General features: G+C 72.4%; 20 protein-coding genes. 3 read left to right on the top strand and 17 right to left on the bottom strand.

Annotation, left to right across the window (positions count from 1 at the left end; genetic code table 11):
• Positions 1-2: 2 nt before the first annotated feature.
• Entirely contained in the window at positions 3-1,133 is a 1,131-nt protein-coding gene (locus tag V1633_RS14970; RefSeq protein ID WP_331214909.1) for an ABC transporter substrate-binding protein, read from the bottom strand.
• A 265-nt stretch (positions 1,134-1,398) separates the two neighbouring features.
• On the bottom strand, positions 1,399-2,145 hold the full coding sequence (locus V1633_RS14965; protein ID WP_331214908.1) for a TetR/AcrR family transcriptional regulator: 747 nt from the start codon (positions 2,143-2,145) through the stop codon (positions 1,399-1,401).
• Between the two features lie 104 nt (positions 2,146-2,249).
• Between V1633_RS14965 and V1633_RS14960 the strand changes: the two genes are divergently transcribed.
• A complete protein-coding gene (locus tag V1633_RS14960; protein WP_331214907.1) occupies positions 2,250-3,776 on the top strand; it encodes an MFS transporter in 1,527 nt (508 codons plus the stop codon).
• Between the two features lie 6 nt (positions 3,777-3,782).
• Here the strand turns inward: V1633_RS14960 and V1633_RS14955 are convergent, their stop codons facing one another.
• From V1633_RS14955 to V1633_RS14935, 5 genes are all read right to left on the bottom strand, one after another.
• Complete coding sequence (locus tag V1633_RS14955) at positions 3,783-4,442, bottom strand: thiaminase II/PqqC family protein (protein ID WP_331214906.1); 660 nt, start codon at positions 4,440-4,442, stop codon at positions 3,783-3,785.
• A gap of 131 nt (positions 4,443-4,573) precedes the next feature.
• A complete protein-coding gene (locus V1633_RS14950) occupies positions 4,574-5,809 on the bottom strand; it encodes an alpha/beta hydrolase (RefSeq protein ID WP_331214905.1) in 1,236 nt (411 codons plus the stop codon).
• 125 nt (positions 5,810-5,934) lie between these two features.
• Entirely contained in the window at positions 5,935-8,364 is a 2,430-nt protein-coding gene (locus V1633_RS14945; protein ID WP_331214904.1) for an ATP-binding protein, read from the bottom strand.
• 112 nt (positions 8,365-8,476) lie between these two features.
• On the bottom strand, positions 8,477-9,283 hold the full coding sequence (locus V1633_RS14940) for an alpha/beta fold hydrolase (protein WP_331214903.1): 807 nt from the start codon (positions 9,281-9,283) through the stop codon (positions 8,477-8,479).
• Between the two features lie 169 nt (positions 9,284-9,452).
• Positions 9,453-9,839, bottom strand: a complete 387-nt coding sequence (locus V1633_RS14935; RefSeq protein WP_331214902.1) for a hypothetical protein — start codon at positions 9,837-9,839, stop codon at positions 9,453-9,455.
• Between the two features lie 140 nt (positions 9,840-9,979).
• Here V1633_RS14935 and V1633_RS14930 point away from each other — a divergent pair, with 140 nt between their 5' ends.
• Both V1633_RS14930 and V1633_RS14925 read left to right on the top strand, forming a co-directional pair.
• Positions 9,980-11,785 (top strand): glycoside hydrolase family 15 protein, encoded by a 1,806-nt coding sequence (locus tag V1633_RS14930; RefSeq protein WP_331214901.1) that lies wholly within the window; start codon positions 9,980-9,982, stop codon positions 11,783-11,785.
• On the top strand, positions 11,782-12,561 hold the full coding sequence (locus tag V1633_RS14925) for a glucose 1-dehydrogenase (protein ID WP_331214900.1): 780 nt from the start codon (positions 11,782-11,784) through the stop codon (positions 12,559-12,561). The genes V1633_RS14930 and V1633_RS14925 overlap by 4 nt, the downstream gene beginning before the upstream one ends.
• A 35-nt stretch (positions 12,562-12,596) precedes the next feature.
• Here V1633_RS14925 and V1633_RS14920 read toward each other — a convergent pair whose 3' ends face one another.
• The 10 genes from V1633_RS14920 to V1633_RS14875 form a co-directional block, all read right to left on the bottom strand.
• The gene (locus tag V1633_RS14920) at positions 12,597-13,346 is read right to left on the bottom strand and encodes an SDR family NAD(P)-dependent oxidoreductase (protein ID WP_331214899.1); all 750 of its coding nucleotides are present in this window, start codon (positions 13,344-13,346) and stop codon (positions 12,597-12,599) included.
• Positions 13,347-13,378: 32 nt separating this feature from the next.
• A complete protein-coding gene (locus V1633_RS14915) occupies positions 13,379-14,674 on the bottom strand; it encodes an enolase C-terminal domain-like protein (protein WP_331214898.1) in 1,296 nt (431 codons plus the stop codon).
• Complete coding sequence (locus V1633_RS14910; RefSeq protein WP_331214897.1) at positions 14,671-15,543, bottom strand: fumarylacetoacetate hydrolase family protein; 873 nt, start codon at positions 15,541-15,543, stop codon at positions 14,671-14,673. The genes V1633_RS14915 and V1633_RS14910 overlap by 4 nt, the downstream gene beginning before the upstream one ends.
• Complete coding sequence (locus tag V1633_RS14905) at positions 15,540-16,373, bottom strand: amidohydrolase family protein (RefSeq protein WP_331214896.1); 834 nt, start codon at positions 16,371-16,373, stop codon at positions 15,540-15,542. The genes V1633_RS14910 and V1633_RS14905 overlap by 4 nt, the downstream gene beginning before the upstream one ends.
• Positions 16,370-17,389, bottom strand: coding sequence for an aldo/keto reductase (locus tag V1633_RS14900; RefSeq protein ID WP_331214895.1), 1,020 nt, complete (start codon positions 17,387-17,389; stop codon positions 16,370-16,372). The genes V1633_RS14905 and V1633_RS14900 overlap by 4 nt, the downstream gene beginning before the upstream one ends.
• Complete coding sequence (locus V1633_RS14895; RefSeq protein WP_331214894.1) at positions 17,386-18,912, bottom strand: sugar ABC transporter ATP-binding protein; 1,527 nt, start codon at positions 18,910-18,912, stop codon at positions 17,386-17,388. Before V1633_RS14895 ends, V1633_RS14900 begins: the two co-directional genes overlap by 4 nt.
• The gene (locus tag V1633_RS14890) at positions 18,909-19,901 is read right to left on the bottom strand and encodes an ABC transporter permease (RefSeq protein WP_331214893.1); all 993 of its coding nucleotides are present in this window, start codon (positions 19,899-19,901) and stop codon (positions 18,909-18,911) included. Before V1633_RS14890 ends, V1633_RS14895 begins: the two co-directional genes overlap by 4 nt.
• The gene (locus tag V1633_RS14885) at positions 19,898-20,965 is read right to left on the bottom strand and encodes an ABC transporter permease (RefSeq protein ID WP_331214892.1); all 1,068 of its coding nucleotides are present in this window, start codon (positions 20,963-20,965) and stop codon (positions 19,898-19,900) included. Before V1633_RS14885 ends, V1633_RS14890 begins: the two co-directional genes overlap by 4 nt.
• Positions 20,962-22,047 carry a mandelate racemase/muconate lactonizing enzyme family protein gene (locus V1633_RS14880; protein WP_331214891.1) on the bottom strand — a complete coding sequence of 362 codons (1,086 nt, stop codon included), beginning with the start codon at positions 22,045-22,047 and terminating at the stop codon, positions 20,962-20,964. The genes V1633_RS14885 and V1633_RS14880 overlap by 4 nt, the downstream gene beginning before the upstream one ends.
• Positions 22,048-22,141: 94 nt before the next feature.
• Positions 22,142-23,197, bottom strand: coding sequence for a sugar ABC transporter substrate-binding protein (locus tag V1633_RS14875; RefSeq protein WP_331214890.1), 1,056 nt, complete (start codon positions 23,195-23,197; stop codon positions 22,142-22,144).
• Positions 23,198-23,296 lie beyond the last annotated feature (99 nt).

The following is a 23,296-nucleotide window of genomic DNA, read 5'->3' as shown; positions in this document are numbered from 1 at the left end:
GGTCAGCCGATCGTCTTGGCCCAGTTGGCGGTGAGGATCTCCTTCGCCTTGGCGGTCTGCGCCTCGGTGAGGAAGACCGGCTGGCCGGTGGTGGCCGGCAGCGCGCCGTACGCGGTCTGGTCGATCGTGCCGGCCTTCGCCATCGCCTCGGCGCGGACCGGGCGGGCGCCGCCGGACAACCAGAGGTTCTGTCCCTCGTCGGAGTAGAGGAACTCCTGCCAGAGCCGGGCCGCCGCCGGGTGCGGGGCGTCGGCGTTGATCGCCTGTACGTAGTACGAGCCGACCACCGCGTTCTCCGGTACCACGGTCTTCCAGTCGGCCTTGCCGGCCAGCTTGGCGCCCTGGGCCACGTTGAGGTAGTCCCAGTCGATCACGACCGGGGTCTGGCCGGACTCGATGGTGGCCGGGGTGGGGTCGACCGGCAGGAAGTTGCCGGCCCTCTTGAGCTGGCCGAAGAAGTCCACACCCTTGCTGATGTCGTCGGCCGAGCCACCGTTGCCCAGCGCCGCCATCACCACTCCGCTGAACGCCGCGCCGGCCTGGGTCGGGTCGCCGTTGAGCGCCACCTTGCCCTTGTACTCCGGCTTGAGCAGGTCGGCCAGGCTCCGCGGCGCCGGCACCTTGCCGGCGTCGAAGCCGATCGACATGTAGCCGCCGTAGTCGTTGACCCAGGCGCCGTCGGCGGCCTTGAGCGCGGCCGGGATCTCGTCGAACGTCGAGACCTTGTACGGGGCGAACATCGACACGTTCGCCCGGGCGACCGCGTCACCGAGGTCGAAGACGTCTGGCGCGCCGGCCTGGCCCTTGAGCTGGTTGGCCGCGTTGATCTCGTCCTGGCTGGCGGCGTCCGGCTGGGCCGAGTTGACCTTGATGCCGTACTTCTCGCCGAAGGCCTTGATGATCGCGCCGTAGTTGGCCCAGTCCGGCGGGAGGGCGATCACGTTCAGCTCCCCCTCCTTCTTGGCCGCCTCAATCAACTTGTCGAGTCCACCCAGGTCGGCCGCCGTGGTGGCGGTGGCTGCCGGGCTGTTCGTCTCCGCACCGGCCTTCTCGGGCGGCGCACAGGCGGCGACACCTACCAACCCGGCGGACGCCGCGAGCACCGCGACCGTACGGGCAACCGCGAATCGCACTTGCTTTCTCCTTAGCCGTTTCGTCGGCGCCCTGCCGCCCGACTCCGCTGCTGCGGTCGGGTGGTGCGCGCCCGGCGGCCATACTGCCCGGTCCCGGTGTCCTGACCAGGAGAGAAGACGACGTGTGGGTGAACGGTCGACGGTGTTCCGGAGAAAGGTGGTGACGAAAGGCGTACCGGCACCGACAGCGGTCACCGTCGCCGCGTGACGACGGCCCGTCCGGGCCGGGGCGGCGGGTCACCGTCGGTGCCCGCGACGAGCGCGCTCAGCTGTTCGGGTCGCGCCGGGCGAGCCACATCTCCAGGCCGTCGAGCAGTCGTTCCAGCCCGAAGGTGAAGCCCTCGTCCCAGGACCGTTCCAGGTCCGTCGCGTCCGCGCCGAGGTCGCGGCGCCACCGGTCGTAGTTCGGGTGGTCGGCCCCCACCCGCTCCAGGTGCGGCTCGAGTGCCCGGACCGCCTCGTCGAACGACTGGCCGGAACCGCTGGTGCTGTTCCGCACCGCGGACACCATGGTCGCCGAGCCGATGGCGTGGGACATCAGCAGCGAGCTCACGTGGGCCAACTCCATGCCCGAGAAGCCGGCCGCCGCCAGGAGCGCCACCGTACGCTCGCCGATCCGCAGCGCGTTCGGGCCGAGGTTCGGGCGTACGCCGAGCAGGCCGATCACCCAGGGGTGGCGCAGCAGCATGGTACGGAAGCCGGCAGCGAGGACCGAGGCGCCGATCCGCCAGCCGGTGTCGCCGACCTCCGGGACGTACACCTCCCCCATCACCTCGTCGACGGCGAGTTCGAGCAGCTCGTCCTTGTTCGCCACGTACCAGTAGACGGAGGTGGCGCCGGCGCCGAGGCGGGTGCCGAGGCGGCGCATGCTCAGCCCGGTCGGACCCTCGGCGTCGAGCAGCTCGATCGCGGCACGGACGATCTGCTCGCGGCTCAGGGTGGGCTGCTCGCCCCGACCGCGGGGCGGACGGGTCCAGACCGAGTTGGTGAAGTGGTCCGACTTCGGGGGCATCCGGGCGTCCTCTCGACCCGGTCATCCTACCGACCCTCGTACGCTGTTCGAGAGTCCTGTACGGTGTGCGAGAATTCTCGTACACCGTACGATCGGAGATCGTCGTGACCGCTCCCCACCCGCGTCGATGGTGGATCCTCGGCGTGCTCTGTCTGAGCCTGCTCGTGGTCGTGATCGACAACATGGTGCTCAACATCGCCATCCCGTCGCTGATCCGCGACCTCGGCGCGAGCACCTCGGACATCCAGTGGATCATCGACTCGTACATCCTGGTCTTCGCCGGCCTGCTGCTCACCGCGGGCAGCCTCTCCGACCGGCACGGCCGACGCCGTGGCCTGGTCATCGGCCTGGTCGTCTTCGGCGGCGCGTCCGGCCTCGCCACGCTCTGTCAGACACCCGGTCAGCTGATCGCCGCCCGGGGCCTGATGGGCGTCGGCGCCGCGTTCCTGATGCCCGGCACGCTCTCCGTCCTGACCACCGTCTTCGACGACTCCGAACGCAAGAAGGCGATCGCCATCTGGAGTTCCGTGCTGATGCTCGGCGCGCTCGGCGGTCCGACCGTGGGCGGACTGCTGCTCGAACACTTCTGGTGGGGCTCGGTGTTCCTGATGAACATCCCGATCGCCGTACTCGGCGTCGTCGCCACCCTCCTGATCATCCCCGAGTCCCGGGGACCGGCCAGCCGACCCGACGTGCTCGGCGCACTGCTCTCCACACTCGGCATGACGGCCCTGGTCTGGGCGGTCATCTCGTCGGTCGGGCACGGCTGGTCCGCGCCCCGCACGGTCGGCGGACTGGTCGCCGCCGCCGTACTGCTCACCGCCTTCGCGCTGTGGGAGCGGCGGGTCGCCGAGCCGATGCTGCCCATGTCGCTGTTCCGCGACCGGAACTTCGGCGGGGCCAGCCTGTCGATCGTGCTGCTCTCGTTCTCCGCCGGCGGTGTGATGCTCGCGCTCACCCAGTACCTGCAGTTCGTGCTCGGGTACGGTCCGATGCGGGCGGGCCTGGCGTTCATTCCGATGCTGGTGACCGTGGTGGCGTTCAACGGCATCGGGGTCGTGGTGGACAGACGGCTCGGCAGCCGGGTGGCGATCGCCACCGGCCTGCTGCTGATGGCCGCCGGCTTCGCGGTGCTCGCCTCCACCGGGTCGACCGACGGTTACCCCAAACTGGCCGTGGCGCTGGTCGTCATCGGAATGGGCAGCGGGATCACCGGTCCGGCCGCGGTCGGCACGCTGCTGGCGGCCCTGCCGCCCGAACGCGCCGGTGTCGGCTCTGCGGTGAACGACACCGTGCAGCAGGTCGGCGCGGCGCTCAGCGTCGCGGTGCTGGGCAGTGTGCTGACCGCCGCGTACGCCGCCGCGCTGCCCCGGGAGGTCACCGGCCCGGCCCGGGAGTCGATCGGCGAGGCGCTGCGGATCGCCGCCCTCACCGGTGACGGCGAACTGGTCCGGCTGGCCAGGAGCGCTTTTGTGGACGCGATGTCCACCGGCGCGATCGTCGGGATGCTGGGCGGCGTCGCCGCCGCGATCGTCGCGGTGGCCGTACTGCGTCCGAAAGCGACCCCGGCCGCCCCGGTGACCCCGACGACGGCGGTACCGGCCGAGGAGGACCTGACCGTGGCCCGCTGACCCCGGTCAGTGCGCCACGGCGGCCAGGGTGTGCCAGAAGGTCGTCTCGACGTCGTGCAGCAGCCGGGCGTACCGCCGGGCATGGGTCAGCGGCCGGCCGGCGTCGAGCGCCTCCTGTGCCGCCCTGACCGCCTGCTCCGCCAGACCGGGGGCCGGGGTGGCGAAGAAGTCCAGGAAGGCACAGGAGGTGTCGTCGAACCCGTAGCGCTCACGCAGTGCCCCGGCGAGCGCCGCGCAGTACCCGCCCCAGGCGGCGAAGTTCGCCACCAGCGCGAGCGCGGCCCCGGCCGGATCGGCGTTCAGCGCCAGCCAGGCGACGTACCCGGGATACGCCTGGCAGCCGGCCTGCGGTTCGTACGCCGCGAGCGCCGGGCCGGCCATCCCGGCACCGGCCGCCAGCGCGGAAACCATCGGGAGCACCAGGTTCTCGCCCTGTGCCAGCGTGGTGAAGAACTCGACGGCGACCGGTTCCTCGGCCCGCGCGGCGAGCAGCAGGAAACTGCGCCGGTCGCTGGGAATGATGTGTCGCTCCTCGGCGGCGAACGCGGCCACCGACGCCACCGGTGCCCGTCCCTCGACCACCGCCGCGACGAACGGGTTGGCCAGCGGGTCGATGTCGGCCCGGGCACGCATCGTCTCCAGCAGTTCCCGTGCTCCGGTTGTCATCTCGGCCCTCCCACCGCTCGACGCGACCGTCCCGACGGTACCGGCCGCCGGACCTCCCGGGGTCGACAACGCCGGCGGGCACCAGGTGCCGCCCACGGTTCCGCACCACCTGCGGGCCGTCCGGTCGGGACCTACCTGCGGAACTTCCAGTACGGACCGTTCGGGGCCATCATCGGTGCCAGCCCGAACCGCTGCTCCGGCGGACGGCCGTGCTCGATCAGGGCGTACAGGTCCGCGACGACCGAGCGGTGCTCCAGCACGTACGAATGGCTCAGGAAGTCGGTGTCCAGTTCGCTGACGTCGATGGTGTCGACGCCCTTCACCACCACCAGGCCCGGTCCGGCCTGACCGGCGCGGGGATGCCGGACGAACTGTCGCGCGGCGGCCAGTGCCCGGTCCCGCGCGGAGGTGTAGAGCGTGTAGCGCTCGGCGGTGCCGGTGAACGCGGCGGCCCGGTCGGCGAAGACGCCGGCGTCGACGTCCGGCGCGGCGAAGACCACCTGCCCGAGCCGGTAGGTGTCCAGGGCACTCAACGCCTCGCTGAGGATCCGGTTGCCCATGCTGTGGGCGACCACGTGCACCCGCCCGCCGTCCTGGTCGCCGGTCACCGCCCGCAGGAAGGTACGGAAGTTCCACTGGCTGGCGGCGGCGTTCTCCCCGTCGACGAAGTACGACAGGGTCTCCCCCTCCGACGGCCAGCTGTACAGCACCGGGACGCCCGTGAAGTTGAGGTCGTAGGCGAGCTGGGCGGTCCGGCGCACGGCGTCGGCGAACCCGACGTTGAAGCCGTGGACGAACACCAGGAGGTCCGGTCGCGGCGCACGGGTACGCAGCCGGGTCAGCACGTCGGTGAGCTCGCCCGCCCCGTCCAGTTCAAGATGGCTCGCCCGGTCGGGCCGGAACCACAACCGCCAGCCGCGGGGCCTCGGCAGTCGGCCCATCCGGTGGTCGTCCGGGATGCTGACCCGGGCCACCCCGAAACTCAGGGTCCGGGCCCGCTGGCTGCCGTACCGATGTTCGGCGCCCGCGACCCCGGTGGGCGACCGGTCGGTGACGTACCCGATCTCGACCTGGCTGTGCCGGATCCGGCGCAGCCCGTCGTCGAGCCGCGGACCGGGACCGCGCTCGATCGTGTCGATCAGGTGGTCCAGTTCGACGTACACCCGGTTTCTGAGCGCCGGCACACCATCGAGCAGGGCGCGGATACGGCGCTGCGGCAGTTCGGTGGCGGCCCCGACGCCACCGTCCAGGGCACGGAGTTCGTCGAGCAGTTCGGGTTCGATCGCCGCCAGCTCGGGCGGGACCTCCTTCGGGTCGTCCGGCCAGGCCCGGGCGATGGCGTAGGCCAGCAGCTCGGAATCTTCCATCGTCTCCACCCACGCGTTCGGGAACCGGCCCCTCGACAGTAGACAACGGGAGGAACCGGCGGGCCGACCCGAGCGCCGACGCCCGGCCCGTCGGCGAACCACCGCTGGTGGCCGCGCCGGACGGTTCAGACCCGCCACCGGGCCGGTCCGCCGGGCGCCGGCTGGTAGCGGAGGAACCGGCCGGTGTGCAGCGAGGCCCGCAGGTGCGCGCCGGCCAGCGGCGCGGCCGACTCGACCCGGGTGACGGCCGTCCACAACGCCCGGGTGGCGCTGACCCGGGCCCGCTCGGCCTCGCCGGTCCGGGGCCGGGTCCGACCGCCCAGCCCGGTGGCCCGTCGCAGTTCGGCCAGCAGGGCGGTCCGTTCCGCCTGGACACTCGTCGCCCGGTCCACGTCGCCGGCGCGGTCCGCCGAGGCCAACTGTTCGTCGAGAAGCCGCAACCGGTTCCGGTACGCCCGACGGGCGGCCTCGTCCAGCATCGGTTCACCGTCCGGGACCCGCAGACCCGCACCCCCGGCGACCAGGTCCAGTGCGGCGATCTCCGTACCGGGTGCGGCCAGCAGGCTCCTCAGGTAGTGCAGGCCGCGCGCGTCACGCAACCGGACCGACTCGGTACCGGCGTCGAGCAGCCAGTCGTCGCCGTCGCGAACCAGCCGCCACTCGTCGGCCACCCGGTCGTCGGCCGGTGGGGTGAGGCTGCCCAGCAGGCCGGCCATGCCGAGGCGGGCCGCGATCACCCGGGCCCGCGCGAGGTCGTCGCGCGCCAGGTCACGGTCGGTGGCGTCGGGTCGCCCCCGCCCGGCACCGACCTCGGCAGCGTCGGCCCGGGCGGACCGGGCGTCGGCCCGGGCGACCAGGGTGTACGCCTGCCAGGGCAGGGCGCCGATCCGCCGCTCCAGCCGTACCGCGTCGTCCAGATGGGACAGCGCCTGGTCGGGGCGGCCCAGCCGGACGGCGAGCCGGCCGAGATAGTCGTCGACCGGACCGGTGATCGTGTTCGCGCCACCCCAGACGACCAGCCGTCCCCGGTACGGCAGCAGGGCGTCGTACAGCGCCTGGGCCGCCTCGACGGGGCCGGTACGGCAGGCGACCACCGCCAGGTCGGCCAGCGCCCCCACCCAACGCGGTCCGGAGCCGGCGAGCACCGTCGGCAGCAGCCGCTCCAACTCCAGCGCCGCCTCGGTGTCGCCACCGGTCTCGGCGAGCGTCCGGGCGGCGGTCGCCTCGAAGAAGTGTCCGGGCAGGCGCCGGGCGAGGCCCCGCAGGATCGACACCTCCGCCGTACCGACCTGGCCCCGGAACATGGCGAGCCGGCCGTACAGCGAACGGGTCAGCCGGTCGGTGTCGGCGAGCCCGACCCGCCGTCCCCGCTCGGCCACCTCGGCCGTCAGGGACTCCGCCTCGGCGAACCGACCGCGTACCGTCGCCAGCATCGCCTGGCGGGCCAACACCACCACCGCCGCCTCCGGGTCGCCGGCCAGTTCGGCGGCGCGGGCGTACCCGGCGAGGGCGGTCTCGGCCGCGACCAGGTCGCCGAGTTCGGCCAGGGCGGTGAAACTCCAGAAGAGTCCGCGCAGTTCGAGGGCGGTCTCGCCGGCCCGGCGGGCCTGCGCGACGATCTCCGTCGCGGTACTCAGCCGTTCCCGCACCGCCGCCGGATCCCAGAGGGCGTGCAGTCGGGCGTCGAGAACCTCGGCGACGGTACCGGGACCGCCGGTCAGTCGGGCCAGCGTCAGAGCCTCGTCGACCAGTTCACGTCGGCGGTGCGCGGCCGACGGGTCACCGAGCAGTTCGCGGGCGAGCCGGGCGAGCACCCGGGCCCGGGTGGCCGACGGCGACGGCCGTCCGGCCGCCTCCTCCAGCAGCCGGATCAGTCCGACGTCGAGGTCGAGGAACTCGGCCCGGGACGGGCGGGTCAGGGCCAGGTGGACGACGGAGTCGGCGGTGACGTCGAGCCCGGCGAGTTCCCCGGCGAGGTTGATCGCGGCTCCGGGCAGACCGGCCGAGGCGAGCCACAGCGCGTGCACCGCGTCGGCGGGCAGCCCGGGCAGCAGTTCGGCGAGTTCCGCCTCGGTCAGGCCACGCAGGCGCAGCTCGGCCGCTGTCGCGACCGGTTCCGCGGCGGTGGCGAGCACCGCGGTCGCGCCCGAGGCGAGGCGGGCGGCGAGCCGGGCCAGGAAGGCCACCGCCCGCGTACCGGCCTGGTCGAGGTCGTCGACCACGATCAGGCGTGGACCGCCGTCGGCGATCACCCGGGCGGCCCGCTCGAGGTCGTCGGGAGCGGGCGGATCCGACGGCTCCGGGCCGGACGGCGGTGCGGCGCCGCCGAGGTCACCCAGCACCTGCGTCCAGAGCCACCGACCGGTGCCGGTGCCGGTTGCCCGGACCACCGGTAGGTGCCGGTCCCGGGCCTGTCGCGCGGCCGCGTCGGCGAGGGCCGTCCGGCCGGAGCCGGGCGGGCCGGTGATCACCAGCAGGCCACCCACCCCGGCCACCGCCCGGTCGAGCAGCTGCCGCACCAGGGCCAGTTCGCGGCGGCGTCCGATCAGGGCCACCGGGTCAGGGTACGTGCCGGTACGCGGCGATCGCCTGGTAAGGCCCCTGTCCGGCGACCGGCCCGGTGCACGTCGAGGGCCGGGGCAGCCCGCCAGGACGTCGGCGACGGTGCTACGCCGACCCGTTCGACGGGCCGGCCAACAGCCGGGCCAGCGCGTCCGGGTGGGCCAGGTGCGGAAAGTGGCCGCTTCCGGGCAGTACGGTGATGGTGACCTCGGGCAGGTTCGTCTCCAGCCAGCTCCGGTACGCCGGATCCGGCTCCGCGCCGGTCACGTACCGGTAGGCGAGGCCCCGGGACCGGATGGTGGCCAGCTCGGCGGTCCGCTCCGCGGCGAGTTCCTCGGCCGGCCGGGACAGCACCTCGTCCCAGTAGCCGAGGAGCAGGTCCGGCCGGGGTGTGGTGGCGGTCCGGACCAGTTCGCGGGCGGACGGCGGCAGTTCCTCGATCCGCATCCCGCCGAGCATCGTGTTCCAGACGTCCCGCCAGTCCGGGCCACGCAGCACCGGCTCCATCCGGCGCAGCACCGCCGCGAAGCCGCCCACCAGCAGCGGCTGGTCGACGTTGACCACCCCCCGGGCCGGGTACGTGGCGGCGTAGCAGGTGGCCAGCACCCCGCCGAGCGAGTGCCCCACCAGCACCGGCGCGTCAAGGCCGGCGGCGGTCACCGCGCCGTGCACCACCTCGGCGACCTCGGCCGGGCGGTAGGAGTCCCGGCGGGGTGACCCCCCGTGCCCGGGAAGATCGACAACCAGGGTCCGCCGCCCCGGGTCGACGACCGCCAGTTCACGCAGCACCGGTCCCCACTGACGCCGGTCGTAGGTCAGTCCGTGCAGGAACACCAGTGCGGGCCGGTCACCGCCACCGCCGGCCCGGTCACCGGCCAGTTCACCGAAGTACCGCCGCTCCGCCTCGTACATCCCGCCTCCTCGCGCTCACGTTCCACCCGATGGGCGTAACGAGGGAGTGCACATCCGGTACGTGCGCCGGATCACAGCCGGGGCGGATGGCACGGGCACATCGGCCCAGCGTTTCTGCATCCCTCGATCCAGAAATGGCCCCTCACCGCCGGTGCTACGTGTGCGAGGGTCACCCGCCGCGTTCGGTTCCGGACGCCTCCTCGGCGAGCTCCGGGGCGGGCCGCGCGCCGACGCCGGCCGGTGGCCGCCGTACGGTGCGCAGGTAGGAGTAGCCCTGGACCAGGGCGGAGACGACGCACCCCGGCACGAAGCCGTACTGCGTGGTCAAGACCGCGTACGTGATCCAGCAGAGCTGGACGGCGGCACCCAGCAGCCAGCCCACGCCGTGTCCTCTGCCCACCGCGTAGAGCGCGGTCACCTGCAGGGCGGTGAGGATCCAGGCCCAGGCCGGTCCGAGGCCGAGGCCGTGGTCGCGCCGGGTCGCCGCCATCACGGCGGAGAGCACGGCGGAGCCGGCGAAGGCCGCGATCATGGAAAAACGCGCGGTTCTGTCCATAAATACCACCTCGCCCCGGCTGTCCCATTGATGCAACGAATGACCGTCGGTGGATGGCGTCGTCGCCACCCGGGACCCCCGGCGGGCCGGAACAACCGGCCCCGGTCGAATGACGCCGGCGCGGAGGGGTAGACGCTGACGTGGCCAACGACCGGATCGCCGACCACGGGCTGCTCGCGGACGGGCGCAGCGCGGCCCTGGTGGACCGGAACGGTTCGGTCAACTGGTGGTGTCCGGAACGGTTCGACGCGCCCTCGGTCTTCGCCCGGCTGCTCGACCCGAACGGCGGTCACTGGTCGCTGCGCCCACGCGGGCGGTTCGAGGTGCACCGCTCCTACCTGCCGGGCACCCTGGTGCTGCGCACCGTCTTCCGCACCGGACAGGGCGAGGTGACGGTGACCGACGGGCTCGCGCTGGAGCCGGGTGCCCGTGGTCACCAGATCGGCCGGCGCTCGCCGCGCGCTCTGGTACGGGTCGTCGAGGGAGTCTCCGGCGTCGTACCGATGGCGATGTCCTACTGTCCCCGGTTCGAGTACGCCCGCCGGGACGCCTACCTGGTCCGTCGGGACGGGACACTGCGGGCCACCGCCGGCCCGACGACGCTGACCCTGGACGCCAGTCTGCCGCTGGCCTCGACCGCCGGAGAGGCGACCCTCGACTTCGAGGTCCACGCCGGACAACGGGAGACCTTCACGCTCCGCTACGCCCCGACGTACGGGGAGGCGCCGGCCGTGCCGACGGTGGACGACCCGGACCCGCTCGCCGAAACCGTGCTGGGCTGGCGGTCGTGGGCCGAGGAGCATCCGTTCCAGGGCAGCTACGCCGAACTGGTCCAGCGCAACGCGCTGGTGCTGCAGGGGCTCACCTACCAACCGAGCGGCGCGGTCGTGGCGGCGGCCACCACCTCGCTGCCGGAGGAACTGGGCGGTGACCGCAACTACGACTACCGGTACGCCTGGCTGCGGGACTTCTGCCTGACGCTACGGGCACTCTGGGTCGCCGCGTGCCCGACCGAGGCGGGCCGACTCTTCGACTGGGTCGCCTCGGCCGTCGGTCGGGTCGGCGGGAGCCAGGTGCCGATCATGTTCGGTGTGGAGGGCGAACGGGAGCTGGACGAACGCACGATGGAGACGCTGCGCGGCTACGCCGACAGTGCGCCGGTCCGGGTGGGGAACGAGGCGTGGCGACAGCGGCAGCTCGACGTACTCGGTGAGGTGCTGGACGCGGCCTGGCGGCTGCGGGACCATCTCGACCCGATGCCAGAAGAGATCCGGGACCTGTTGCGCGATCTCGCCGACCAGGCGGCGACCAGTTGGCGTGAGCCGGACGCCGGGATGTGGGAGGCCCGGGACGCCCAGCGCCACTATCTGTCGTCCAAGGTCTACTGCTGGGTGGGGCTGGACCGGGCGGTGCGGTTCGGCGAGCGGCTCGGCGACGCCGACGACCTGGCGCGCTGGACGCGGCAACGGGACGAGGTCCGGGAGACGATCCTGCGGGAGGGCTGGAACGCCGACGTCGGCGCCTACACCGGTGCGTTCGGGTCCGACCGGCTGGACGCGAGCGTGCTGGTGATGCCGATCATCGGTTTCCTGCCGGCCGCCGATCCCCGGATGCGGGCCACCATCAATCTGATCGACCGGCGACTCGGCCACAACGGCCTGCTCCGCCGCTGGGACGGCGACCCGGCCACCTTCCACCTCTGCTCGTTCTGGCTGGCGCAGTGTCTGACGCTGGCCGGCGAGCGGGACCGGGCCGCACGCCTGTTCGAAATCATCGCGAGCAAGGCCAACGACCTGGGACTCTTCGCCGAACAGCTCGACCCGCGCACGGGCGAGCAGCTCGGCAACTTCCCACAGGCGTTCTCGCACATCGGGCTGATCCTGGCGGCCTGGCAGCTCAGCACCGCGTCGACCGGCGCGACCTACTCCGAGGAGGGCTACCCATGACCGGACGGCTCAGCGGGATGACCGCACTCATCACCGGATCGGACTCCGGCATCGGACAGGCCACCGCGATCGAGTTCGGCAGGGAGGGCGCGGACGTGGTGGTGCACTACCTGACCGACCACGACGGTGCCGAGCACACCAGGGAGCAGGTGGAGCGCTCCGGGCGGCGGGCCATCGTCGTACAGGGCGACATCAGCGACGAGCATCAGGTCGGCTCGATGTTCGACGACGCGTTGTCCGAGTTCGGCGCACTGGACGTACTGGTGAACGACGCGGGTGTGGACGCCTCGGGCATCCCGGTGATCGATCTCGACACCGAGACCTGGGACCGGGCCATCCGGGTCAACGTCTACGGCGCGTTCTTCTGCTCCCGGCGGTTCGCACAGCACCGCCGCGACCAGGGCGGCGACGGAAAGATCATCAACATCACCTCGATCCACCAGGAGGTCGCCCGGGCCGGCGGCGCCGACTACGACGCCAGCAAGGGCGCACTGCTGAACCTGGCCAAGAGCCTGGCCCTGGAACTCGCCCCGATGGGGATCAACGTCAACAACATCGGGCCCGGCATGGTCCTCACCCCGTTCAACCAGAAGGCGATCGACGACCCGAAGTACCTGGAGGAACAGGTGCAGAGCATCCCGTGGAAGCGGGCCGCCCAGCCCGAGGAGATCGGCCGGCTCGCCGTCTTCCTGGCCAGTCACGACGCCGACTACGTCACCGGTTCGACGTACTTCATGGACGGCGGCCTGATGCAGAACCAGGGCCAGGGCGCCTGACCGGTCCACCGGCAGGCGGCGGACCGGCGCGGTGGCTAGGCACGCGGCAGGCGCAGCCCGTGCATGCCGCCGTCGACGGCGAGCGAGGTGCCGGTGGTCGCGCCCGCGGCGGGGCTGGCCAGGTACGCCACCGCGGCGGCGACCTCCTCGGCGCTGACCAGCCGCCCGGTGGGCTGCCGGGCGGCGAGTCGGCGCTTCTCCGCCGCCGCATCGGCCGCCCTGGCCAGCAGCCGGGCCACCCACGGGGTGTCCACGGTGCCGGGCGCCACGCTGTTCACCCGGATGCCCTCGGAGACCAGGTCGGCGGCCATCGCCCGGGTGAGTGAGTGCACCGCCCCCTTGGATGCCGAGTAGAGGGCCCGTTGCACCAGCCCGGCGGTGGCCGCGATCGAGGAGATGTTCACGATCGCCGCCCGGGCGCTGCGCCGCAGGTACGGCAGCGCGGCGGCGGTGGTACGGACCACGCCGACGACGTTGACGTCGAGCACCCGGTGCCACTCCGCGTCGTCGTTCTCCTCGACGCTGCCGACCGCGCTGATGCCGGCGTTGTTGACCAGGATGTCGATGCCGCCGAACGTCTCGGCGACCCGGGCCATCGCCACCTCCAGCGCGGACCGGTCGGCCACGTCGGTGACCACGCCCAGCGTGTCGCCGCCCGGCTGCCCCGGGTCGAGGTCGAGCACCCCGACCTTCGCGCCACCGGCGGTGAACGCCGCCGCACAGGCCGCGCCGATGCCGGACCCGCCGCCGGTCACCACGGCCACCAGACCGTCGAAGTCACCCATGCCCTACCTCACTCCATTTCCGTCGACGGGGATCAGGACCACGCGGACCCGTCCGGATAGCGGTACCCGGCCAGCGTCTCCGGCCGCATCCGGGCCGAGAAGCCGGGCGCGGTCGGCACCCGGTACGCCCCGTCCACGACCACCACCGGGTCGACGAAGTGCTCGTGCAGGTGGTCGACGTACTCGATGGTGCGGTTCTCCATCGAGCCGGAGACCGCCGCGTAGTCGAACATGGACAGGTGTTGGACAAGCTCGCAGAGGCCGACGCCGCCGGCGTGCGGGCAGACCGGGACGCCGTACTTCGCCGCCAGCAGCAGGATCGCGATGTTCTCGTTGACCCCGGCGACCCGGCAGGCGTCGATCTGGACCACGTCGACCGCCTCGGCCTGCAGCAGTTGCTTGAAGACGATCCGGTTCTGCACGTGCTCGCCGGTGGCGACCCGGATCGGCCGTCCGCCCGGTGCGGCCCCGGCCAGCGCCCGCCGGATCGCGGCGTGTCCGAGTACGTCGTCCGGGCTGGTCGGCTCCTCGATCCACCACGGCTCGTACGGCGCCAGCGCGGTCATCCACTCGACCGCCTCGGCGACGTCCCAGCGCTGGTTGGCGTCGACGGCGATCCGAACCCTCGGGCCGACCGTCTCCCGGGCCAGGGCCAGCCGGCGTACGTCGTCGGCCAGGTCGGCGCCGACCTTGAGTTTGATCTGCTGGTAGCCGTCCGCCACCGCCTCCTTGGCGAGCCGGACCAGCTTGTTGTCGTCGTAGCCGAGCCAGCCCGGCGACGTGGTGTACGCCGGGTAGCCGGTCCGTTCCAGTCGGGCGATCCGCTGCTCGCGGCCGGGTCGGGCCGCCTCCAGCAGTTCCAGAGCCTCGGCCGGGGTGAGCGCGTCGGTCAGGTAGCGCCAGTCCACCAGGTCCACGATCTGCTGCGGCCGCAGGTCGGCCAGCAGCCGCCACACCGGCTTGCCCGCCACCCGGGCGGCTAGGTCCCAGGCGGCGTTGACCATGGCCGCGGTGGCCAGGTGGATGACCCCCTTCTCCGGACCGAGCCAGCGCAGCTGCGAGTCGGAGGTGAGTCGGCGGGCGAACTCGCCGAGGTCGTCGACGTCCTGCCCGACGACGAGCGGGACGAGTGCCTCGATCGCCGCCCGGCACACCTCGTTGCCCCGGCCGATGGTGAAGGTGAAGCCGTGCCCCTCGGGCCCGGCGTCGGTGCGCAGCACCAGGTAGGCGGCCGAGTAGTCCGGGTCGGGGTTCATCGCGTCGGAGCCGTCCAGCTCCCGCGAGGTGGGGAAACGGATGTCGTACGTGTCGACCGCGGTGACCCTCATGCCGCGGCCCGTACCACGGAACGCTGCCGGCCGAGGCCGTCGATCTCGAGTTCGACCACGTCACCGTCGGCCAGGTACGGGTACCGCCCGGAGAGCGCGACACCCTGCGGGGTACCGGTGTTGACCAGGTCGCCCGGTTCGAGCACGGTGTACTGCGAGAGGTACCAGACCAGGTACGCCACGTCGAAGATCATGTCCGCGGTGCTGGAATCCTGCCGGAGATCACCGTTGACCCACAGCCGCAGTCCGAGTCGGCCCGGGTCACCCACCTCGTCCGGGGTGGCCAGCCACGGCCCGAGCGGGTTGAACGTCTCGCAGGACTTGCCCTTGGACCACTGGCCGCCGGAGACCTCCAGCTGGAACTCCCGCTCCGAGACGTCGTTGGCGACCGCGTACCCGGCCACGTGCGCCAGCGCCGCCTCCGGCGACTCCAGGTAGCGGGCGGTACGGCCGATCACCACGGCCAGTTCCACCTCCCAGTCGGTCTTCGTCGACCCGCGCGGGACCAGCACGTCGTCGTACGGGCCGACCACGGTGTTCGGCGCCTTGTAGAAGATGACCGGGGACTGCGGCGGCTGGACCCCCGACTCGGCGGCGTGCGCGGCGTAGTTGAGCCCGACGCAGAGCACCACCCCCGGTCGGGTGATCGGGGCGCCGATCCGCTCTCCGGTGACGTCCCGCTCGGGCAGTCCGGCCACCAGGTCGGCGTCACCGGCACCCGGGTCGATCCCGCGTGCCCCGGCCAGGCCACCCGCCGCGAGGAAGGCGCCGTTGATGTCCGGGGTGACGCCGGACAGGTCGAAGTACCGACCGTCCACCTGGGCCACCGGACGCTCCGCGCCGACCGGGCCCACCCGCATGTACCTCATTCGATCTCCAACTGGTAGGTGCTGACTGCCGTGCTGTGGAAGATGTCGTCGGGTGTCCCGCCGAGAATGGCCCCGATCGCGGCGAGGACCTCGGCATAGGAGGCGGCCACCTCGCAGACCGGCCAGTCCGAGCCGAACATCAGCCGGTCGGGGCCGAAGAGCTCCACGGCGGCCACCACGAACGGCCGCAGGTCCGCGACCGTCCAGTGGTCCCAGTCCGCCTCGGCGACCAGGCCGGAGAGCTTCGCCACCACGTTGGGCCGGGCGGCCACCGGGGTGATCAGTTCACGCCACCGGGCCAGCCCGTCGGCACCGGCCCGGACCTGCGGTTTTCCGAGGTGGTCGAGGACGAACCGGCTCTCCGGCAAGGCGTCGGCGACCCGGGCCACCGACGGCAACTGCGCCGCCCGGACCACCAGCTCGTTGACAAGTCCGGCCGCCGCCACGGTACGCAGTCCGGCGCGGACCTCCGGCCGGTCGAGGTGGTCGTCCGGCTGGCCCTGCACCTGGTCCCGGATCCCGACCAGCAGCTCGCCGCCGGGGCCGGCCCGGTGTCCGGCGACCACGTCGGCCAGCGCCGGGTCGGTGAGCGACGCCCAGCCGACCACGCCGACGATCTCCGGGGTGTCGGCGGCGGTCGCCAGGAACCCCGTCGTCTCGGCCGCCTCACACCGGCCGGCCTCCACCAGCACGGTCCGGTCCACGCCGGCGATCCGCAGGTTGCGACGCAGCTCCTCGACGCCGTAGTCGCGGCGGATCCGGGCCAACGCCGGATCCGCCAGCCAGCCGTAGTCGGCGGTCCAGAGGTGCTGGTGCGCATCGGTGATCACGGCAGGGGCACCTCCTCCGGTAGCAGGCCCTCCCGGCGCAGGTCCCGCCAGAGCTGGCCGGGGATCTCGTGGCCGAACATCGCCACCGCGTCGGCCACCTCCTCGGCCGAACGGACGCCGACCAGCACCGTCGCCACCGCCGGGTGGGCGAGCGGGAACTGCACCGCGGCGGCCCGCAGCGGTACGTCGTGGCGGGCGCAGACCGCCGCGAGGGCCTGGGCGCGGGCGAGCAGTGGTGCCGGTGCCGCCGTGTAGTCGTAGGTCGCCCCCGGTCTCGGGTCGGCGAGCAGTCCGGAGTTGTAGACCCCGGCGGCGATCACCGAGACACCGCGCTGCCGGGCCGACGGCAGCAGCTCGGCGAGGCCGGACTGGTCCAGCAGGGTGTACCGACCGGCGAGCAGCACACTGTCGAGGTGCCCGGTCCGGACGAAGTCGGCCAGCATCTCCGCCTGGTTCATGCCGACCGAGACGGCGCCGATCCGGCCCTGCTCGCGCAGGCCCGCCAGGGTCGGCAGCGCCTCGGCGACCGCCTGGGCGTAGTGCTCGTCGGGGTCGTGGACGTGCAGCACGTCCACCCGGTCCAGGCCCAGCCGGTCGAGACTCTCGGCGTACGACCGCAGCACCCCGTCGGCGGTGAAGTCCCAGGCCGGTTCGGCGCCGGTCGGCTCGGCCCAGATGGTGCTGTTCTGGTCGGCGACGCCACCGCCGTCGGGCGCCGAACCGCCGTCGGCGGTCGGGGCGGGCTCGAGCACCCGACCGACCTTGGTGGAGAGGGTGAACTCGTCGCGAGGCTTCCCGGCCAGCACCCGCCCGGCACGACGCTCGGAGAGCCCGTTGCCGTACAGCGGCGCGGTGTCGAAGTAGCGCAGTCCCTCCGCCCAGCCCCGCTCCACGGCGGCGTACGCCTGCTCGTCGCCGACCCGGCGGTACAGGCCGCCGAGCGGCGCCAGCCCGAGCCCGAGCCGGGTCACCTCGACGTCGCTGCCGCCCAGCCGGGTCCGGTCGGTGTGTCTCATGCTGCCCTCTCCTCCCCCGCCCCGTCCGGGCCGGCGTGGATCAGCCGGATGATCGCCTGGCTCATCCGGCCGTAGTCGTGGTCGTTGGTCAGTTCGCCGCGCAGCGTGAAGTCGTTCAGCACCGCGATCCGGTCGGCCAGCGTGACGATCTCCGGCAGGTCGGAGGAGATCAGCAGCAACGCCAGGCCCGACTCGGCCAGCTCGGCAATGAGCTGGTGGAAGGCCGCCTTGGTCCGGACGTCGATCCCGACGGTCGGCTCGTCCACGATCAGGATCTCGCACCGGGCGGCGAGCCACTTCGCCAGGCTCACCTTCTGCTGGTTGCCGCCGGAGAGCTGGCCGGCCAGCTGTCGGGGCGAGGCGGCGCGGATGCCGAGCCGGTCGGTGTACTCGGCCACCAGCCGCCGCTCGGCCCGCTCGGTCACCAGACCGGCCCGGGCCAGCCGTCGCCACACCGTCACCCCGATGTTGCGGGTGATCGGCTGCTCCAGGAAGAGCCCCTCCTCCTTGCGGTTCTCCGGGACGTATCCGATGCGGTACCGGCGCAGCGCCTCGCCGACGTCGCGGATCCGGACCGGCCGGCCCCGCACCTCCACCGTTCCGCCGGTGATCCGGTCCAGCCCGAGCAGCGCCTTGGCCAGTTCACTGCGTCCGGCCCCGACCAGTCCGTAGAGGCCGAGGATCTCGCCGGGGCGTACCTGCAGGGAGATGTCGCGGTGGCCACGGGCGGTGCTCAGGTCGCGCAGCCGAAGCGCCGGTTCCGTGGCCGGGTCGACGTGCCGCTCGGCGAGCCGCACCGAGGCGTACGCCCGGCCGACCATCAGGTCTACCACCTGGTCCTGGGTGTGGTCGGCCAGCGGCTCGGCCTCGGCGACACTGCGCCCGTCGCGCAGCACCGTCACCGTGTCGGCGACCGCGAAGACCTCCTCCAGCTTGTGACTGACCAGCACCACCGCGTGGCCGCTGTCCCGCAGCTTGCGCACGATGGTGTAGAGCCGGTCGGCCTCGTCCCCGGTCAGCGAGGCGGTCGGCTCGTCGAGCAGCAGCACCCGGCTGTCGACGCTGAGCGCCTTGGCGATCTCCACCAGCTGCGCCTGGGCGACCGAGAGGTCGGCAACCGGCCGATCCGGGTCGAGGTCCAGGTCGAGCAGGTCCAGGCAGCGCCGCGCCTCGGTACGCATCCGGGCCCGGTCGACCAGACCGGCCCGGCGCGGCAGGTGGTGCAGCACGATGTTCTCGGCGACCGAGAAGGCCGGGATCAGGTTGCGCTCCTGGTGCACCACGCCGATGCCGGCCCGCTGGGCGTCCAGCGGGCCGCTGAGCCGCAGTTCGGTGTCGTCGAGCAGGATCCGGCCGCCGTCCGGGCGGTACACCCCGGTCAGGATCTTGACCAGGGTGCTCTTTCCGGCGCCGTTCTCACCGAGCAGCGCGTGCACGCTGCCGCTGGCGAGCCGCAGGGTGGCGCCGTCCAGCGCGCGTACCCCGGGGAACGTCTTGACCAGGTTCTCGGCGGTGAGCATCATGACGTCCTCCGCAACAGCCGCTGCCGGACGGTGCCGAGCAGCACCGCGCCGAGCACCACGGCGCCGACGATCAGGTCGATCCAGCGCCGGTTGATGTCGAACTGGGCCTGCATCACGTCCACCAGCCGGATCAGGAACGCCGCCAGGCAGGTGCCGACGACGCTGACCACACCACCGGTGAGGGCGACGCCGCCGATGATCGGTGCCGCGAAGCTCGGCAGCAGCAGGTCGTCGCCGATGCTGGCGTTCACCGAACCGGAGGCGGCGACGGTGAGCACGGCGGCGACGCCGGCGAGCAGTCCGCTGAGCCCGTGCGCCACGACGACGGACCGGTCGTTGGAGACCCCGGAGAGCCGGGCGGCGAAGGGGCTGCCGCCGGTGGCGAGCAGTTGCCGGCCGGCGACGGCGCGGGCGAAGAAGACCGCCACCAGTCCCGCCACCGCCAGCGCGACCAGGAAGACCACCGGCAGCCCGAGCAGCGAGGCCGAACCGAACTCCCGCAGCCCGGCCGAGTAGCCCTGGAAGGTGTCGGGGCCGTTCACCCCGTACCGCAGGCCCTCGAAGATGGTCATGGTGGCGAGCGTGACGATGAAACCGTTGATCCGGGTGAAGACCACCAGCAGCCCGTTGAGCAGGCCGGCGGCGAGCCCGACGACGAGCGCGCCGAGGATCGCCAGCGGCGCGGGCAGGCCGGCCTCCAGCATGAGCCAGGCGGCGACCATCGCGCAGAGGCCGGTGAGGGTGCCTACCGAGAGGTTCATCTGGCCGATGGCCAGGACCACCATCTGGGCCAGTCCGATGACGATGGGGACGGCCAGGAACCGGAAGAACGCGCCGAGCGTGCCGCTGGAGAGCAGGTTGCCGCCGGTGGCGACGGCCAGCGCGACGAATCCGGCCAGCGCCAGTACGGCGAGGGTGAACTCGGGACGGCGGCTGACGGCCCGCAGCCGGACGCCGCCCCCGGCGGGCCGGGCGGTGGTGGTGGTCATGCCCGTGCTCCTCTCCGCTCGGCCACGACGTGGCGGACCCGGTCCAGCGAGAGTGCCACCAGCAGCACCAGGCCGATGTAGAGCTTGAGCTGGTCGAGCTGGAACTGCAGCAGGTTCAGTCCCTTGTAGATGACCTGGGTGAGGGTGGCGCCGAGGACGGTACCGAGCACGCTGACCGCGCCGCCGGCGAGCAAGGTGCCACCGAGCACCGGTCCGAGGAACGACGGCAGCAGGAACTGGTCGCCGATGCTGGCGGAGAAGGCGCCGTTGTTGGCGGCGAGCAGGAAGCCGGCCAGTCCGGCGAGCAGTCCGCTGAGCGCGTGCGCCTGCACCACCCGGTCGCGGGTCGGGATGCCGGAGAGCTGCGCGGCCCGGCTGTTGGCGCCGGTCATCAGGATCTCCCGCCCGACCCGGGTGTACCGGAACAGCAGCCCGACGGCGAGCGCGGCGGCGAGCGCCAGCGGTACGACCAGCGGGATGCGCGGCCCGCAGATCTCGCCCATGCAGTAGTCGGCGAAGGTGTCGTTGCGCAGCGCGGTCATGCCGGCGGGCTGGCCGGCGAAGGCGACCCCGTCGGTGAACCGGGTGTAGAGGATCGTGATCAGACCGACCAGGGCGAAGTCGAGGGCGAGCGTGACCACGAACGAGTTGACCCCGGTACGCGAGATGATCAGCCCGGCGAGCGCGCCGAGCAGCGCGCCGACGGCCAGTCCGATGATCAGTCCGACGATGAGCGGCACGCCGAGCCGGTCGTAGGCCAGGCCCGTCGCGAAGGCGCTCATCGCCGCCATCCGCCCGACGGCCATGTTCATCTGGCCGAGCGAGAGAACAGCCAGCTGGGCCAGCCCGACCACGGCGTAGACGCTGATGTCCGACTGCAGCGGCACCAGGGTCAGTGTGGTGTCCAGGAAGGCCGGACGCAGCGCGGTGAAGAGCACCACCAGGCCGACCAGCAGCACGACCAGTCCGACCCGGGGGTTGGCCCAGAGCGGGATCCGGGCCGGCCGGCCCGACGGTGGTGTGGCCGAGGGCGGGGCCTCGGGGGCGGCGGTCCGGGTGGTCACCGGACCCTCCGGTCGTCGATCGCGTCCCGGTCCCAGTCGATGCCGAGCCCGGGGGTGTCCGGTGCCAACGCCTCGCCGTCGACGATCCGGATCTCCTGGCGGGTGATCGCCCGCAGTTGCGGGATGTGCTCCAGGTAGCGGCTGTTGGGCACCGCGCAGCAGAGACTCACGTGCAGCTCCATCAGGAAGTGCGGGCAGACCGGTACGTGGTACGCCTCGGCCAGGTGCGCGACCTTCAGCCAGGGCGTGATGCCGCCGATCCGGGCCACGTCGACCTGGACGATGCCGGCGGCCTGGCGGTGCAGGTATTCGCGGAACTGGGTGACCGAGTACATCGACTCGCCGACCGCGACCGGGATGGTGGTGGCCGCGGCGAGCGACTGGTGCCCGGCGACGTCGTCGGCGGGCAGCGGCTCCTCGAACCAGTACGGGTCGGCCGGTTCGAGCAGGCGGGCCCGACGGGCCGCCTCGGCCGCGGTGAGGGACTGGTTGGCGTCGACCATCAGGTCGAGGTCCGGCCCGACGGCGGCCCGGACGGCGGCCAACCGGTCCGCGTCCTGCACCGGTGACCGGCCGATCTTCAGTTTGACGCCCCGCCACCCGGCGGACTGGCTGGCCTTCGCGCCGGAGACCAGTTCCTCGGTGCTCAGGTGCAGCCAGCCGCCCTCGGTGTCGTAGAGCGGGACGCGGTCCTTGGCGCCGCCCGCGAGCCGCCACAGTGGCTGGCCCGCGGCCCGACACCGCCAGTCCCACAACGCGGTGTCGACGGCGGCCAGCGCCAGCGACGTGATCGCCCCGACGGCGGTGGCCCGGGTGGCGGCGAACAGGTCCCGCCACACCGCCTCGACCCGCTGCGGGTCCGCGCCGACCAGCCGGGGCAACAGGTAGTCGCGCAGCATCGCGAGCACCGCCGTGCCGCCGGTGCCGATGGTGTACGAGTAACCGGTACCTCCGCCGCCGTCGTCGGTACCGATCTCGACGAAGACGGTCTCCTGCTTGAGGAACGACTGGACCGCGTCGGTCCGCACCGTCTCGACCTCCAGGTCGACCAGGTACGCCTCGGCGTGGGTGATCGCGGGCAACACAGCTCCTTACCGGGCGGGTCGGGCCGTCGTCGGCTCCTGTCACGGCGGTGGCGGGCGACGGCGGACCGCGCCCGCCCCGGCCCGTGTACGGTCAGCCGCAGCGCAGGTACTGGCTGTCGAACGCCTTCCGCAGTTCGTCCGTCTTGGCGCTGCGGTCGGCCTCGTAGCTCGCCACGTTCGCCGTGGTGACCACGAAGGAGCCGGAGTCGACCACCACACCCGGCTGGCTCATGGTGCAGCCCTCGGAGAGTTTCAACAGCGCGTACGCCCCGACCGTCGCCTGCCCGACCGGGTTCTGCAGTACGGTGCCGGCGACGGAGCCGTCCCGGATGCCGGCGAGGATGGTCTGGTCGTCGTCGATCGCGATGACCTTGATCGGCAGCTTCGCCTGCTTCACACCCTCCGCGGCGGCGACCGCCGGGTTGTAGGCGGTGTTGACGATCCCCTGGATCTGGGTGCCCTTGGCGGCGAGCAGGTCGGCGACGGCCTTCTGCGCGCTCTGCAGGTCCTTGTCGACGTCGGTGACGGTCTGCAGCAGCTTGACCTTGCCCCCGGTCTCGTCGACCGCTTTCTGCACCCCGGCGATGCGGCGCTGGGTGTTCGAGTCGACCTTGTTGCCGGTGAGGTGGACCAGGTTGCCCTGCCCGCCCATCGCCTGGACCGCCGCCTGGGCGGCCTTGTACGCGGCGAGTTCCACGTCGGTGGAGAGGCAGAAGTCGGCCTTGTTGACGTCACCGGCCGGGCAGGAGGCCAGCGAGGCGACCGGGAATCCCTGCCGCTTCAGGTCCTCGAAGGAGGCGTTGATGTTCTCCGGCGAGACGCCGAAGATGCCGAAGGCGTTGTATCCCTGGGCGGCGAGGGACCTGACCACGTCGTTCTGCTTGGTCTGGTCCCAGCCGGAGGTCTCGTTGAAGGTGACGTCGGCGAGTTTGAGTTCACTCCTGGCCTGGGCGGCCGCGGTCTTCCAGGGCTGGAAGTAAGGGTGCGCCCCGCCCGGTACGAGGGCGATCTTCACCTGGTCGGCCGTCCGGGTGGTGGCTCCGGACGTGTCGTTCTCGCTCTTCCTCGTGCAACCGGCGGTGGCGCCGACGGCAAACACCAGGAGGGTGGCCGCCGCGCCGAGCCGGACGAACGGTCTCCGAGTCATGACCGCACCTCTTGTCCGATCGTAGATCCTATAGGATGTTCCAGAATGTGTACCCGCTTGTCATCAGTGAGTCAAGGCTTAACCTGCGGGCTACAGACC

The sequence above is a fragment of the Plantactinospora sonchi genome (assembly GCF_036422035.1).
GTDB classification, from domain to species: domain Bacteria; phylum Actinomycetota; class Actinomycetes; order Mycobacteriales; family Micromonosporaceae; genus Plantactinospora; species Plantactinospora sonchi.
The sequence above is the reverse complement of the archived record's forward strand: the minus strand, read 5'-3'. Positions and strand labels throughout refer to the sequence as shown.